This window comes from Anabaena sp. FACHB-83 (assembly GCF_014697485.1).
In the GTDB taxonomy this organism is placed as follows: domain Bacteria; phylum Cyanobacteriota; class Cyanobacteriia; order Cyanobacteriales; family Nostocaceae; genus Nostoc_B.
This window is the reverse complement of record NZ_JACJRY010000006.1, coordinates 126,687-141,295: the sequence shown is the minus strand read 5'-3', so window position 1 is coordinate 141,295 and position 14,609 is coordinate 126,687. Positions and strand designations below refer to the sequence as shown.

Sequence of the window (14,609 nt, the reverse complement as noted above, 5' to 3'; positions counted from 1 at the left end):
TCTATGTTGCGCCGTCACCCAACATCAAATCATCATATTTTGAGAAGATATTGCAACAGGTAAAATATTGCAGCGTAAATTTTACCGTTGGAATTGAGATATTTTGGTAGTTGAAAGTTTTGCGGTTTTCTTAGTGGCATTTGTTGGGTTCCACTTCGTTCCACCCAACCTACAAGATCAGGCGATCGTACTCTAACCATCAAAACCAACCCCAGCAACGGTGCGATCGCCATCAACACAGATGGTACAGTTATATAACTCCAAACCTCACCTTTGTCAGCACAGACACCTTCAGAAACAGAATACAAAGGCAATTCGCTATGTTTTAGCTAAGGTTAACGTAAGTGATATCCTAAATTACTCATCCAAAATCGTATATGGCGGAAGAATTAAGTTTTCAAGGCGATGGTAGCGATGCCTACGGCAACCTCTCCGGGCAACGCCTACCACCCCAAAATATTGAAGCAGAAGAAGCGATTTTGGGGGGAATTTTACTAGATCCAGAAGCGATTGGTCGAGTTAGCGATCGCTTAGTTCCTGAAGCATTTTACATTAGCGCCCATAAAGATATTTATCAAGCCGCCCTGCGTCTCCACGCCCAAAGTAAACCCACAGATTTACTATCTATTACCAGTTGGTTAACTGATAATGATTTACTAGCGAAGATTGGTGGGAGAAATAAACTAGCCACCCTCGTAGACAGGACAGTTTCTGCTGTTAACATCGACGCTTTAGCAGGCTTAGTCATGGAAAAATACCTGCGGCGACAGTTAATTAAAGCTGGTAACGAAATTGTCCATCTTGGTTACGAGACAGAAACCGAATTACCCATAGTTTTAGACAAAGCAGAACAAAAAGTTTTTGGTGTCACCCAAGAACGACCCCAATCAGGTTTAGTGCATATTTCTGATACTTTAGTCAATACTTTTCAAGATATTGAAACACGCCATCAAGGTGTCGCTTTACCTGGGATTCCTTGTGGCTTTTATGATTTAGATGCTATGACTAGCGGTTTTCAGCGTTCTGATTTGATTATCGTTGCTGGCAGGCCGTCAATGGGAAAAACCGCATTCTGCTTGAATTTAGGTCATAATATCGCTGCTTTATATAAATTACCAGTTGCTGTTTTTAGCTTAGAAATGTCCAAAGAACAGCTAGTACAGCGACTATTAGCCAGTGAAGCGGGAATTGAATCTGGTTATCTCCGGAGTGGACGTATTAGCCAAACCCAGTGGGAACCGTTAAGTCGGGCAATTGGTATGCTTTCCGAGATTCCACTTTACATTGATGATACGCCGAATATAACAGTCAACGAGATGCGATCGCAAGCCAGAAGATTACAAGCTGAACAAGGAACTGATTTAGGCTTGATTATCATAGATTACCTGCAATTAATGGAAGGCGCAGGCGATAACCGCGTACAAGAATTATCTCGCATTACGCGCAGTCTTAAAGGTTTAGCCCGTGAGTTATCTGTACCTATAATTGCATTATCACAGTTAAGTCGCGGTGTAGAAGCACGTACCAACAAGCGCCCAATGTTATCTGATTTGAGAGAAAGCGGCAGTATTGAACAAGATGCGGATTTGGTTATTATGTTATACCGCGATGAATATTATTCACCAGATACCCCCGATCGCGGCATTGCTGAAGTCATAGTAGCAAAACACCGCAACGGCCCAACAGGTACAGTAAAACTTTTATTCGACCCGCAATATACCAAATTTAAAAACCTAGCCAGACCAAATTATTAACTATGAAGTGTGAAGTATGAAATTTCATACTTCACACTTCACACTTCAGACTTTATTTAACACCAAGCAATTCCACATCAAAAATTAGGGTAGCGTTAGGTGGAATTACACCACCAGCGCCACGAGAACCATAGCCCAACTCAGAAGGGATAATCAACTCACGCCGACCGCCAACTTTCATTGTGCTGAGTCCTTCGTCCCAACCTTTGATTACCTGTCCAATGCCGATTTTAAACTGGAAAGGTTGACCGCGATCGCGGGAACTATCAAACTGAGTTCCATCTTCTAAAGTGCCAGTGTAGTGAACTACAACTATTTGGCCAGGTTCAGGAGTCGCCCCAGTTCCCTCTGTGATTTCAACGTATTTTAGTCCAGAAGGAGTTGTGACAACATTTTTATCAGACATAGTGTTATTCGCTATCAGAGTATCGTTTTTTGTAATGGTAGTGGGGGATGATTGCGCTTGGGTCAAATTAGCCGCAACAGCAGTCTCAGGTTTACCGCCTAATTGTGCTAACACTAAAACCACCACACAAGCCAGCATGACACCCACGCTGAGTAAAATTGCTTTCAAAATTAGTCCTCCATACTGAGGTCGTTTGGTAAAAGCAATACCAACAGGACACATTTTAGTTTAAATCAGAAAGCACATTATTAACGCCAAAGCTTATTTTCTAAATCCCTTACTTGACGTTCTAAACGGTCAATTCTCCCCCGGAGTTCATCTACCTCAGACTGACGCGCCACTCCTAAATCTTGCAACATATTCCGCATTTGTCGTTGCATTTGAGCATCCCAATTACCTTGCTCTGACTTTAGCTGCTGTACAATATCGTCCATTACCGCCTTAGCTTGCTCAGGATTCAGCTTACCGTCTTTGACTAATTCATCACTCACCTCACGCAGCTTTTCTGCTACCAAAGACGTTGTACCAATTCCCACCATCATTAGCTGTTGCAACCAGTTGTTGCTATCCATACGTCCTTCCTGTTATTTATTTCAAACCAGCCTCCTTGCTCTTGAGTGTATGCAATCAAGCTATGCTGGAAGCGGAGTTAATTCTAGCCTACATCTCTATTTTGGCAAATTCGCAAACATCAGGAATCAATGAGTGTGGTTATAGAACTGCTAAAATTTCAAGTTGACCCAAATCTGCGGGAAACTTTTATCCAAAAGGATGCAGAAATTTGGACAACAGCATTAGCAAAGTATCCAGGCTTCCTCAGCAAAGAAGTCTGGATTAACCCAAACAAGCCCTCAGAAGTAACTTTTATGATTCGTTGGGCAACAAGAGAACAATGGCAAGCTATTTCTGAAGCAGATTTAGCAGCGATTGATAGTCAATTCGCACAAGTAATGGGAGATAATTTTCAGATGATTGAGTCGGCAGAATATCAAGTCAGAAAATTTCCTCATAAGTGAGATTTTATCTGTAGATCACAAAATACTCATAGTTTGTAGGAGTCAGCTTATTTGCCTACAATTCACACTAATAATTAGGCTTATTTCGGAAAATAGATTTTGGTGTATTTTATTCCTGTTGCAGCCAAGCTACTAAATCAGCTTCATTAGAGAAATCTAGTAAAGCTTCTGCTAAATTCTCTAACTGAGTTACAGATAATCCCCGCAGTTGTTCTTGTAATTCAGGAGTAATTGTACCAATGCGTCTTGTTAATAGACGCTCAATTATTTTCAATTCTCCTTGTTGTATCCCTTCCTCCATCCAACTGGTGACAATTTGCATAACTACCTCTTGTTGAGTTGGTTCAAATTGGGCAATTTCCGCCTGGAATATTTGATTTTCTTGGGCATTTAGCCGTAGGTAACTGTCAATAAACCCTGAAATTAACTGCATCCGTGCTGGATCTAACTGCAATGTCGCTAATAGGCGCAGACACTCCGATTTTACTCTAGGACGGTCTTGTGGCGCTATGTTCATCTTCGCCATCAGCGCACTAGCCACAGGATTTTGCTGTTGTAGATACTCTCGCCAATTCAAGCGATTTAACTGAATCACATCATAGTTGAATTGCAAGACGACTTTATTGGGAAATGCAACTTGATGAAAATCTTGTTCGACTTTTTTGGGGCGATCGTAAGAAAATAAGGCAATGGGATAAACTGGCAAGCCGTATTTCTCATACAATCTGGCAAAGTAGCGATACATCCGCAAATCAAATGCTTCTTGATAATAAGCTTGATGTTCCAGATGTATTAAGAAACAGGATTCCTGTCCTCTAAATTTTGCTTTGACTACTATGTCAGTTTCATATTTTTCGCCAGCAGTAACATCAGTAAATATTTCTTTATCAAGAAAGGTGATGCTGTCTCTTTCCAGGTAAGTAGTAATTTCTGGGAAGAATAACTCGATGAATTCCCAGAAGAAGGTAGTGAGTAGTTCTTTGAACAGGCGATCGTGGTCTATCATGATTAGATTTATATCATGTTACTGATGAGCGATCGCTTTTTTAACTAACCACAAAGAGCGCAAAGGGGGCGAAGTAAGAGGAGCGATCACTCAATGAGTTTTGGAAGTGAAATCACCTTTAGTTTTCGGAATGATAATCCAGCGATTAAGTATCTGTTTGTCTATTACACTACTTGACAAATTAATTTTTCTTGTGCAATATTTATAGTACAGGCTTACTATAAATTCAATTTCAATACAAATGAACGCAAATCAAAATGATATTCCTGACTGGATTTTAGAAGGACAAAGGATAAATGCAACTCATTTAATAGTGGTTTATAACGCTAGTACCGGGAAAGATTTTCCAGTTTACGTTATGCCAGGAGAAAAATTTCAACAGAAGTTGCAATCATGTAATACAGGTAGCTGCACTTACGTAACATACTTTAGTCTGTAATAAAACTAAAAATTGCTGTATTTCTGAAAAATGGGTCTTGTTGGCTTATGCTCTTGGTTTGAAACAAATTTCAAAATTTTCTTTAAACATCTAATTTGTTTATTTGATAATTGGGAATTGAGAAACTATATTTGTACAGAAAATGCTAGATATTTTAACAGTCAAGCAACTCACAACAGATATAAAATTTTTTTCTAATTTTTTTAACTCTGGAAAAGCTTATTATCTCAATGAACTTGAATCATTACCTGATTCACCAGGTATTTATGTTGTAGCACTAACAAAGGAAAAGGAACTAGAGGAGTTTAGTCAAATTCTTTATATAGGAGTCGCAGCCCAGCAAAGTGTTCAAAAACGTTGGCAAAGTCATCATAAAATAAGGGCTTTCACATTTATTCAAAAGTTAGTTGAAAGTTCAGATCAGAATGCTTGTATAGTAATTTACGCTAGTTCATTTATGAATTTACCAGAGGATTCACTTAAGGCTCTAGAAGAAAAATTAATTTATGATTTACAACCTCCTTTCAATGAAGTTAAAACGTATCCTGCAAAATACTATTGCCTCCAATGTTCACAAACTTTTAAAAGATTAGCACGTACAATGGAAATTGTTGACAAAAATCATGAATATATGAGAATAGCTATACCCGCAGATGTATACCATGATCTTAAAGAAATAATAGTTTCGTATGAACTAAATAAACTAATAAATTATACGGAAAAACAGAGCCAATATTAGAGATAAAGATTAATATAATTAATTATTTTTGTAAAATTTATTTTGAATGAGAGAAATTTTGCAAAGAACCAAATAAACTCTGTAATTAAACATAAAAGACTTGCCCTAGAAATATTACATTTCCAAGGCAAGCTTAAAACTCTAAATTCTTTCCTCTGCGTCCTCCGCGTCTTGGCGGTTCGTTTAAAGTTGCTTCACTTCCGAAACCAACTTCGCCACCATATCTTTCGCGCTACCAAACAACATTGTGGTTTTATCTTTGTAGAACAACTCATTATCTACACCAGCAAAACCAGCACTCATCCCGCGCTTGATGACAATTGTTTGTTTTGCCCGATCTACTTCCAAAATTGGCATTCCGTAAATTGGGCTATTGGTATCGCTACGCGCCGCCGGATTTACCACATCATTCGCGCCAATGACTAAAGCTACATCAGCTTGTTCAAATTGGGGATTGATATCATCCATATCGTACAACTGGGTGTAAGGCACATTCGCCTCTGCCAATAATACGTTCATGTGTCCGGGCATTCTCCCCGCTACAGGGTGAATGGCATACTTCACATCTACACCCATACGTTCTAGTTGATCTGCCAACTCTCGCACGCTGTGTTGCGCTTGGGCAACTGCCATACCGTAACCAGGAACAATGACGACGTTCCGGGCATAACCCAACATCATCGCACCTTCTTCGGGATCAATACTGCGGACGGTTTGATCTGCTGCACCAGCCGCCGCCGCACCAGCAGCACCGCCACCTGAACCAAAAGCACTGAACAGCACGCTGAACAGAGAACGGTTCATGGCTTTACACATGATTTCCGTCAGGATGAGGCCAGAAGCTCCCACCAATGCGCCGGCGATGATTAACATATTGTTCATCACCACAAACCCCGCCGCCGATGCAGCGACACCCGATAAGGAGTTTAACAGCGAAATTACCACAGGCATATCGCCGCCACCAATGGGGATGACGAACATTACACCCAATACCAAAGAAACCCCAACTACTGCCAAAAATATGGGTAGGCTATCTGGTGTGACAATTAAGTAAGCACTACCAGCTAGATAAGCACCTAACAGCAACAAGTTAAATGGTTGTTGGAAGGGAAATGTAATGGGGGAACCGCTAATTAAACCTTGTAATTTGGCGAAGGCGAGAAAACTGCCCGTGAAGGTAACACCACCAATTAACACATCCAACAACATGGAAATGTTGACATCTAAAGGGATGGGTTGGGAGTGTTCTAGTAAACGCCAAAATTCTGCCACAGCGACTAGGGCGGAAGCTGCACCACCTAAGCCATTGAGTAAACCCACCATTTGGGGCATTTCAGTCATTTGGACTTTGTAGGCTGCGATCGCACCAATGCCTGAACCTATCGCCAAGCCTAACAAAATCATTTCATAATTCAACACATGCTGATCTAGCATGGTCGCCACAATTGCCAGCAGCATTCCCACCGCCGCAATCACATTTCCATTCCGGGCTGTGGCAGGCGATCCCAGTTTTTTCAAACCAAAGATGAATAAGGATGCAGCGACTAAATACGTCAGCTGAATTCCAGTCGGTAAAAAGTCACTCACGCCTTAATCTCCTTTTTCTTGAACATTTGTAGCATTCTGTCGGTGACGAGAAAACCACCCACAACGTTGACTGTGGCGAGTACCACAGCAATCAAACCCAAAATTACCGAAACACTTGTTTCCTTAGCACCAGACGCTACTATCGCCCCCAGTACCGCAATGCCAGAAATCGCATTGGAACCAGACATTAAGGGCGTGTGTAGAGTTGGTGGGACTTTGTTAATCACTTCAAAGCCAATAAATGATGCCAACACAAAGACAAATAATGCCGCAAGTAACGCATCTGTCATGTTTAAATCTCCTTATATGAGGGGTTAGGGGCTAGAGGTTAGGAACTTCCCATTCCCTACTCCCCATTCCCTAATTAACAGCAGGTTGTTGAGTATTGATAGTTTGCAGCCCATCCTTGACACGTTGATTGCGGATTTCGCCTGCGTGGGTAATGCAAGCCGCATCAATGATGTCGTCGGCAAAGTTAATCTGCAAAGCTTTTTCTTTGTTGATTAATAGTTGCAATAAAGATGTGAGATTCTTGGAATACAGTTGGCTGGCGTGAACTGGCATAGATGAGGGGAGATTAATCGGCCCAATAATGGTTACGCCATTCCAGACAATATCTTTACCGGGATCAGTGCAGGCGCAGTTACCACCTTGTTCTGCGGCTAAATCGACAATGACTGAACCTGGTTTCATCTGTGCCACCATTTCTTCTGTGACAAGCAGTGGCGCTTTTCTCCCAGGGACTTGGGCGGTAGTAATCACGACATCAGAGTTTTTGATATGTTCTGCTAAAACTTCTTGAGTTCGTTGTTTGCTGGCTTCGGAAATTTCTTTGGCGTAACCACCTGCGGCGGTGGTTTCTTCGTCGAGTTTGACTTCCACAAATTTTGCGCCTAAGCTTTGGACTTCTTCTTTGACGGCGGGACGAATATCAAAGGCTTCCACAACAGCACCCAAACGTCTGGCGGTGGCGATCGCTTGTAATCCCGCGACACCTGCACCCATAATCAATACTTTAGCTGGGGCAATTGTCCCTGCTGCTGTTGTCAGCATCGGGAAATATTTAGGTAAGGCGGCAGCAGCGATTAATACAGATTTGTAACCGGCGAGTGAAGCTTGGGAAGACAAAGCATCCATACTTTGCGCCCTGGTAGTTCTGGGGATCAATTCCATACTCAAGGCTGTAACTTTGCGATTAGCTAACTGTTGGGCAACTACCGGATTTCCTAAAGGATTGAGAAAGCTAATTAAAACCGATCCTTCCCGCAGTAAATCAATTTCTGATCGTCCATCTTCTCGCTCTTGGGGTGGACTAACTTTTAATAAAATATCTGCTTGGTTCCATAATTGATCAGTATCACTAATAATTTCTGCACCTGCGGCTTGATATGCAGCATCACTAAAAAATGAACGCTCTCCTGCACCTTTTTCTACCCATACTTCTAAACCTTGTTTGACAAGTCGCGCCACAGTTTCAGGATTTAAAGCCACACGACGTTCGCAAACTTCTATTTCTTTAGCAACTGCTATTCTCATGAAATCTCCTAGAGATAAATACTCACATCTCTGCAAAACCTTCAAATATCCCGATTTCGGGACATTGTGTACTCATAGTGAAGCTGCAATTATTACCAGCGATCGCTTGATTTTGTAGATTGAACCTTGAACTTTATCTTTCCTACTGTTAGTTCTCAGGCTAAAGCCGGATTTTGCTTTTATACAGGTCAAACTTGCCGATATTGACCTATAGGTTTACATATTGCTAATGCTATGTTGATTCCCAAGTTTACATCTTTAGTCTTTAGGTTATTTTCCAGATTGCAAGATTTTGCCTTAATTACATAGTGGAATCTACTTGAAATTTTTAAAGCTTAATAATTTGATGTATTTTTAAAGATTACTCTTTAGATTGCTGCTGACTTATTTTTATTAATCTAGCCCAATCTTCATGGCGATCGCTAATTTTATAGCTCAATTTTTATAACAAAACCCGCAAAAGTTATATACAGTTGTACATATTTAGCAACATCCACACATTTTCCAGTTCTGAGTACTGAGTTGAAAATGTTGAGTCACAATACTAATCATGAGGTTCTAGCCTCTCTAACTCCTCAGCTATGGCACTTTTTATTTTCCCTAATCGTCCATAGTCAAGAATTCGGTAGTAAAGTTTAGTTAAGAATACTCAACAAGAGTATTTACATAAACAGGTTATATCTGCTAGAGGAGCCTAACTATGCAACGTCCACTGTTCAGTCATTGGCTGATACGCAAGCCACAATTCGCAATTCTTTCTGCTTTAGCTGTAACTAGCTGTCTTTTAACAGGATTGACTACTCAAGTCTCTGCACAAAGCTTACCTGGATTCACATTATTTAGCGGTATCAAAGCCGAAAATCAGCTACCTTTCCGCTTGGATTTTGGCGGACAAACAAACAGTAGAGATAGATATATTCTGAGGATTCCTCAACAAAAAATGAAATTGGCGGTGGCGCAATTTGCCATCACTTACCCCAACTACTACAAAGGCAGTTTTGATCCCAAGAGAGTAGAAGTCAGATTTAGAGGGAAAAAAGTACCGATTTCGGAAGTGAAATGGGATAAAGAAGCCCGCATCATCGAAATATTTCCCGAAGAACCAGTCCCCGCAGGCGGCCCTGTGGAGTTAGTTTTATCTAATGTAGAGAATCCTTCATTTGGGGGAGTTTTCTATTTCAACTGTCAAATTCTCTCACCAGGTGATACTCCATTACTACGCTACATAGGAACTTGGATTTTGAGTATCAGCTAAATCTCAAGTCGATCAATTTTAGATTTTGGATTTTAGATTCAACCCAGCAATCCAAAATCCAAAACTTAAAATCTCAAATTCGGTGAATCAAGGCTCAACAGTCAAGGGTTTTAGACGATAGACTTTTGACTCTTGACTACAAGCAGTGGTAAGATTATAGATTGTGACTTTTTATAAGAATCGCCTTAGAGGACAGCAGTATGAAAAGAACCCTGCGTGGTACTTGCCGTAAGAGAAAAAGAACCTCCGGTTTTCGTGCCAGAATGAGAACACCAGACGGCAGAAACGTCATCAAAGCTAGGAGAAAAAGAGGACGTTATCGTCTGAGCGTATAGAGCATTTTCAGCAACTAGAGGGGCTGTGGCTTTGCCCAAGGCGAATCGACTAAAATCTCGCAAAGATTTTCAGGCAGTTTTCCGCGAAGGAATTCGGCGACAAAGCTCTCATTTCACTTTGAGAGCTTTAAAACCAAAAGCTACTCCAGAATCTGTTGGAGATACTGCCGCTACCACTAAACTAGCAACTGATACCAAAAAAGTTGATAGTACAAAAATTGGCATATCGATCAGCACGAAAGTCAGTAAAAAGGCTGTCGTGCGTAACCGCATTAAACGACAAATGGCAGCAGCCTTGCATCAGTTGTTGCCAAAATTATCTCCTGGATGGCGATTGGTATTTGTGGTAAAACCAACAACAGCAGAATCTAAGTGCGGAAGCCAACAATTTCTGCAAGAATTAGAGCAGTTGTTGGCACAAGCTGAGGTATTAAATGGGCATTCGTGAAGAAATTTATTATGAAGGCGGGCCTCACGTTGGGGACTTAATTCTCAACTTGCTGATTGGACTGACTGTTGTTGGTATTCCTTTAACAGTTGGAGCGATTGTCAGAGCATTGTGGCTGCGCTATCGCATTACCGACCGACGGATTTCAGTAACTGGCGGTTGGATGGGACGCGATCGCACTGACATTATTTACTCAGAAATTGTCAAAATCGTCAAAGTTCCCCGTGGTGTTGGCATTTGGGGAGATATGGTAGTCACCCTCAGAAATGGCAGTCGCCTAGAAATGCGGGCAGTTCCCAATTTCCGCGAAGTATATGACTACATCAATGAAAAAATTGCTGCCAAAAATCCCACTTATAGCGCGGCTTAATAACAGGTAGGGAGTAGGGAGTAGGGAATAGGGAGTGGGGAATTCTGTATAAAATAAAAAATTCAAAACTTCCCACATATTAAGAACTGCACACCACTCCCAACTCCCCACTCCCAAATTTTGCCCTAGTGCGGCTATCCGTAGCGAGAGATAGTCGCAGCCGAATCACGATTTAGATAAATTAGATTCAGTTAAATTTACAGTACCTCAGGTTGAATTCAGAATAATGGACTTTGGTATCGGCTTCCTCTCAAACAACGTCATGTTGCCAATCATAGACTTTTTCTACGGCATTTTGCCGAGCTATGGATTGGCGATCGTGGCCTTGACATTGATAGTCCGCTTTGCGCTTTACCCCCTGAGTGCTGGTTCAATCCGCAATATGCGGCGGATGCGAATTGTGCAGCCTCTCATGCAAAAGCGGATGCAAGAAATCAAAGAACGCTATAAAGACGATCCGCAAAAGCAACAAGAAGAAATGATGAACGTCCAAAAGGAGTTCGGCAACCCCTTGGCAGGATGTTTACCATTACTGTTGCAAATGCCTGTATTGTTAGCTTTGTTTGCTACTTTACGGGGATCACCGTTTGCCGGCGTAAATTACTCCGTCAACCTGCAAATCTTGCCATCTGAACAAATCGAACGAATTCAACCACAAGCCTTTGCGACTTCCCCACAAAACATCTACGTTGCTGATGGGGAACATCATAAAGTAACTGCTATTCTCCCTGGCGGTAGCAAACTAGCAGTCGGGGAAAAAACCAAGATCCAATATCAGACATTAGAAGGTAAGCCTTTTGATGTCTTATTAACAGAACACCCAGAAACCAAACTCACGCCCGAATGGAAAATCACCAAAGGCGAAGAAAGAATCAAAATCGATGCTGAAGGTAATATTGAAGCCTTACAACCTGGAGATGTGACACTGCAAGGCACAATTCCTGGACTAGCAGCCGACAAAGGATTTTTATTCATCGATGCCTTGGGTAGAGTTGGTGCAGTTGATCCCGACGGTACCATCCACTGGGATATTGTAGCGATGGTCATTTTCTTTGGGATCAGTCTCTACGTCAGCCAAATCCTTTCCGGGCAGAACTCCAGTGGCGGCAACCCCCAACAGGATACAGTCAACAAAATCACCCCAGTCATCTTTTCTGGGATGTTCTTATTCTTCCCCTTACCTGCTGGGGTGTTGATGTATATGGTAATTGGTAATATTTTCCAAACTCTGCAAACTTACATTCTCTCTCGTGAACCCTTACCAGAGGAACTGCAAAAAATTGTAGCCATCCAAGAGAAAGAAGCAGCAGTGGCAGAACAAAAAGCATTACCTTTTGAACCAAAAAGTTCTAAGAAAAAGCCTACAGGTTGATAGATGACTAACAGTTCCATGCAGCGAGGTCAGCAGTGGTTAAAATCACTGCTGGAACTCACTGGGGTCTCTGCGGAGATTCGAGGCAATATAGAAGTAGCCCCGCCTCAAGATGATGATGCCCCAGAACCGGATAATTACTGGTTGACAATTGACGAAACCAACTTAACTCCAACGCAAATCAAAGTTCTGATTGGTGCTGATGGTTCGGTTTTGGACGCAATTCAGTATTTAGCTAATTCCGTCCTTAACTTGAACCAAGCACAAGCAGAACAAGCATCCTATACCATTGAGTTAAATGGTTATCGGGTGAAAAGACAAGCGGAAATTCGCGCTTTAGCGGAAGCCGCAGCTGATGAAGTGCGGAGTTTTGGTCGAGAAGTGGAAATTAAATCTCTCAGTTCAGCTGAACGGCGGCAAATCCACACGTTTTTGAAGGAATTTGCTGATTTAGAAACCTTCAGCCGTGGCAAAGAACCACATCGGAATTTGGTTGTGCGTCCGGCTATGGAGTTATGAAAGCTCTCTCAGTTAACAATTGCGACTGTGCTAAGAGCTAAAATCAAAATGTAGTATCAGCAAAATCGCTGATTAGTAACACAAATTTGAGTGAGGGTATCTCACAAATCCTATGGACGCAATTTTTATTCCGCAGCTCACTAAAGCCCCGGAGCGGACAGAGGAAATTCAGGTTCAAGAGTTTCTGCCTGGGCTAGAAACGTTAACACCAATTCGAGGTCGTATTCGTGTACAGCATCACGGTAATTACCTAGAAGTGTCCGGTCAGGCAGAAACAATTATTACCTGTACATGTAACCGATGTTTGCAGCAGTATAATCACCGTTTAGCGGTAAAAACTAAAGAAGTTATTTGGTTGGATGAGGTAGCTAATCAACCACAAGACTTGCCTCTAGAACGAGAAGTAGCTATGGAAGACTTGGTAGAAACCTTGTCGCCCAATGGATATTTTTTTCCTAGTGAATGGCTGTATGAGCAGATATGCTTAGAAATGCCTCAACGTCAGTTGTGTGACTTAAATTGTCCAGGTATTTTGGCTAGTGTGGATGAGAAGCCAGAACAGCCTGTTGATAGCCGTTGGGCTGGCTTAGAAGCTTTGAAAAAGCAACTCCCTGGATAGTGCGGAACTTTTGTAGCCAAGGGTGGAAAGAAAATCAATTAGCACTATGACATATATCTCACCGCAAACCCTGACTGTTGAAGATTTTCTCTCGCAATACCGAGACAATCCTCGCTATGAATTGGCCAATGGAGAACTAATTGATATGGAACCCACTGGCCCACACGAAACGGTAAGTGGCAAACTTGCAACCCAAATTGGCAGTCACTTAGTTACAGAAAAACTGCCTTGGTTTATTCCTCGCACTTGTCTAATTTACCCTTTTGCTGAGGCTGCTACAGTTCGTCGTCCTGATGTTGTGGTGCTGGATGAAACGGTTCTTGACCGTGAACCTTTATGGGAGCGAGAACCAGTAATTACCTTGGGGCGCTCGATTAAATTAGTGGTGGAAGTTGTCAATACTAATTGGGAAACTGACTATGCACGCAAAGTTGAGGAGTATGCACTCTTAGGCATTCCAGAATATTGGATTGTTGATTATCGAGGATTAGGTGGTGTTGCATTTATTGGGAAACCGAAACAACCCACCTTTACAGTCTGTACACTGGTTGATGATACTTATAGCCAACAACAGTACCGTCTGAGTCAAGCAATTAATTCTGTGCTTTTACCCCGTATCCAACTCCGGCTGGATGATGTGCTACCTCGTTAAACTTGTTAATTATTTATAAAAATATACAAATAGGTTGTTAGAAAAAAGTTTGGGCGATCGCACCCTAAAATAAATATTTGCTCAAGTTATACATCTGTTTGTTGCATTAATCTCTAACTATCGTTAGAGTGACAAACCCTAGCTCTAAAATATGATGAATTAACAGCAATTTCTGGAAAAATCAGCACTCCTTATTTTAGGAGTATAAGTATACTTAATCATTTATTGCATCTTATCTCAGTTTAGGTTTTAGATTGGAAATTGCGATCTCAGTCTTGCCAAACCTGTTGTCTGTTATCTGCCATCAAAGTTGTAGCAGTCAAAGTATAAGTTAAGACTTCAAAAAGCACGAATGCTAGTTATAGTAAGACTTTTACCTCCTGCCTCCTACCTCCTCCTATAACTGGCGAATTGGCAACATACTTATTCTCGGTTTGGTTATTCTCTGGTTTGTGTCTAGAGATAGTTGGGTAAAAAATTATCTTAGTGACTCAGAACACTTTTTGTATCAAAATTTTCTGCCAAGCTATTAATATTCCTGCTACACAGCATCTCA

At 41.5% G+C, this 14,609-nt stretch carries 19 protein-coding genes; 12 read left to right on the top strand and 7 right to left on the bottom strand.

Going from position 1 to position 14,609, the window contains the following annotated elements; genetic code table 11:
• Positions 1 to 32: 32 nt before the first annotated feature.
• Positions 33 to 308, bottom strand: a complete 276-nt coding sequence (locus tag H6G79_RS09785; RefSeq protein ID WP_190589223.1) for a hypothetical protein — start codon at positions 306 to 308, stop codon at positions 33 to 35.
• Positions 309 to 377: 69 nt separating this feature from the next.
• Between H6G79_RS09785 and dnaB the strand changes: the two genes are divergently transcribed.
• Positions 378 to 1,754 (top strand): replicative DNA helicase, encoded by a 1,377-nt coding sequence (gene dnaB, locus H6G79_RS09780; RefSeq protein WP_190589224.1) that lies wholly within the window; start codon positions 378 to 380, stop codon positions 1,752 to 1,754.
• Positions 1,755 to 1,806: 52 nt separating this feature from the next.
• On the opposite strand, the gene H6G79_RS09775 is transcribed toward dnaB, so the two are convergent.
• Together H6G79_RS09775 and H6G79_RS09770 are read right to left on the bottom strand one after the other, a co-directional pair.
• Positions 1,807 to 2,328 carry an FKBP-type peptidyl-prolyl cis-trans isomerase gene (locus H6G79_RS09775; protein ID WP_190589225.1) on the bottom strand — a complete coding sequence of 174 codons (522 nt, stop codon included), beginning with the start codon at positions 2,326 to 2,328 and terminating at the stop codon, positions 1,807 to 1,809.
• A gap of 80 nt (positions 2,329 to 2,408) precedes the next feature.
• The gene (locus H6G79_RS09770; protein WP_190589226.1) at positions 2,409 to 2,732 is read right to left on the bottom strand and encodes a phasin family protein; all 324 of its coding nucleotides are present in this window, start codon (positions 2,730 to 2,732) and stop codon (positions 2,409 to 2,411) included.
• A gap of 135 nt (positions 2,733 to 2,867) precedes the next feature.
• Between H6G79_RS09770 and H6G79_RS09765 the strand changes: the two genes are divergently transcribed.
• Positions 2,868 to 3,176, top strand: a complete 309-nt coding sequence (locus H6G79_RS09765; RefSeq protein WP_190589340.1) for a TIGR03792 family protein — start codon at positions 2,868 to 2,870, stop codon at positions 3,174 to 3,176.
• 109 nt (positions 3,177 to 3,285) lie between these two features.
• Here the strand turns inward: H6G79_RS09765 and H6G79_RS09760 are convergent, their stop codons facing one another.
• Entirely contained in the window at positions 3,286 to 4,182 is an 897-nt protein-coding gene (locus H6G79_RS09760) for a DUF4351 domain-containing protein (protein ID WP_190589227.1), read from the bottom strand.
• 241 nt (positions 4,183 to 4,423) lie between these two features.
• Between H6G79_RS09760 and H6G79_RS09755 the strand changes: the two genes are divergently transcribed.
• Complete coding sequence (locus H6G79_RS09755; RefSeq protein WP_190589236.1) at positions 4,424 to 4,621, top strand: hypothetical protein; 198 nt, start codon at positions 4,424 to 4,426, stop codon at positions 4,619 to 4,621.
• Positions 4,622 to 4,763: 142 nt separating this feature from the next.
• The gene (locus tag H6G79_RS09750; RefSeq protein WP_190589238.1) at positions 4,764 to 5,360 is read left to right on the top strand and encodes a hypothetical protein; all 597 of its coding nucleotides are present in this window, start codon (positions 4,764 to 4,766) and stop codon (positions 5,358 to 5,360) included.
• Positions 5,361 to 5,543: 183 nt separating this feature from the next.
• On the opposite strand, the gene H6G79_RS09745 is transcribed toward H6G79_RS09750, so the two are convergent.
• From H6G79_RS09745 to H6G79_RS09735, 3 genes are all read right to left on the bottom strand, one after another.
• Positions 5,544 to 6,947 (bottom strand): NAD(P)(+) transhydrogenase (Re/Si-specific) subunit beta, encoded by a 1,404-nt coding sequence (locus tag H6G79_RS09745; RefSeq protein ID WP_190589240.1) that lies wholly within the window; start codon positions 6,945 to 6,947, stop codon positions 5,544 to 5,546.
• On the bottom strand, positions 6,944 to 7,237 hold the full coding sequence (locus H6G79_RS09740) for an NAD(P) transhydrogenase subunit alpha (protein ID WP_190589243.1): 294 nt from the start codon (positions 7,235 to 7,237) through the stop codon (positions 6,944 to 6,946). Before H6G79_RS09740 ends, H6G79_RS09745 begins: the two co-directional genes overlap by 4 nt.
• A 70-nt stretch (positions 7,238 to 7,307) precedes the next feature.
• Positions 7,308 to 8,483, bottom strand: a complete 1,176-nt coding sequence (locus H6G79_RS09735) for a Re/Si-specific NAD(P)(+) transhydrogenase subunit alpha (RefSeq protein WP_190589246.1) — start codon at positions 8,481 to 8,483, stop codon at positions 7,308 to 7,310.
• A gap of 700 nt (positions 8,484 to 9,183) precedes the next feature.
• On the opposite strand from H6G79_RS09735, the gene H6G79_RS09730 reads away from it, so the two are divergent.
• From H6G79_RS09730 to H6G79_RS09695, 8 genes are all read left to right on the top strand, one after another.
• Positions 9,184 to 9,738, top strand: a complete 555-nt coding sequence (locus H6G79_RS09730; RefSeq protein ID WP_190589248.1) for a DUF2808 domain-containing protein — start codon at positions 9,184 to 9,186, stop codon at positions 9,736 to 9,738.
• Positions 9,739 to 9,938: 200 nt separating this feature from the next.
• Positions 9,939 to 10,073, top strand: a complete 135-nt coding sequence (gene rpmH, locus H6G79_RS09725) for a 50S ribosomal protein L34 (protein WP_190589250.1) — start codon at positions 9,939 to 9,941, stop codon at positions 10,071 to 10,073.
• Between the two features lie 25 nt (positions 10,074 to 10,098).
• Positions 10,099 to 10,521, top strand: coding sequence for a ribonuclease P protein component (gene rnpA / locus H6G79_RS09720; protein WP_190589252.1), 423 nt, complete (start codon positions 10,099 to 10,101; stop codon positions 10,519 to 10,521).
• A complete protein-coding gene (locus tag H6G79_RS09715; RefSeq protein WP_190589254.1) occupies positions 10,508 to 10,891 on the top strand; it encodes a PH domain-containing protein in 384 nt (127 codons plus the stop codon). The genes rnpA and H6G79_RS09715 overlap by 14 nt, the downstream gene beginning before the upstream one ends.
• A 226-nt stretch (positions 10,892 to 11,117) precedes the next feature.
• Positions 11,118 to 12,263: a membrane protein insertase YidC gene (gene yidC, locus H6G79_RS09710; protein ID WP_190589256.1), complete on the top strand. Its 1,146-nt coding sequence runs from the start codon at positions 11,118 to 11,120 to the stop codon at positions 12,261 to 12,263.
• Between the two features lie 3 nt (positions 12,264 to 12,266).
• Positions 12,267 to 12,782: a R3H domain-containing nucleic acid-binding protein gene (locus H6G79_RS09705; protein WP_190589257.1), complete on the top strand. Its 516-nt coding sequence runs from the start codon at positions 12,267 to 12,269 to the stop codon at positions 12,780 to 12,782.
• 112 nt (positions 12,783 to 12,894) lie between these two features.
• On the top strand, positions 12,895 to 13,401 hold the full coding sequence (locus H6G79_RS09700) for a DUF177 domain-containing protein (protein ID WP_190589259.1): 507 nt from the start codon (positions 12,895 to 12,897) through the stop codon (positions 13,399 to 13,401).
• A 46-nt stretch (positions 13,402 to 13,447) separates the two neighbouring features.
• Positions 13,448 to 14,053: a Uma2 family endonuclease gene (locus tag H6G79_RS09695; RefSeq protein ID WP_190589261.1), complete on the top strand. Its 606-nt coding sequence runs from the start codon at positions 13,448 to 13,450 to the stop codon at positions 14,051 to 14,053.
• The last annotated feature ends 556 nt before the right edge of the window (positions 14,054 to 14,609 follow it).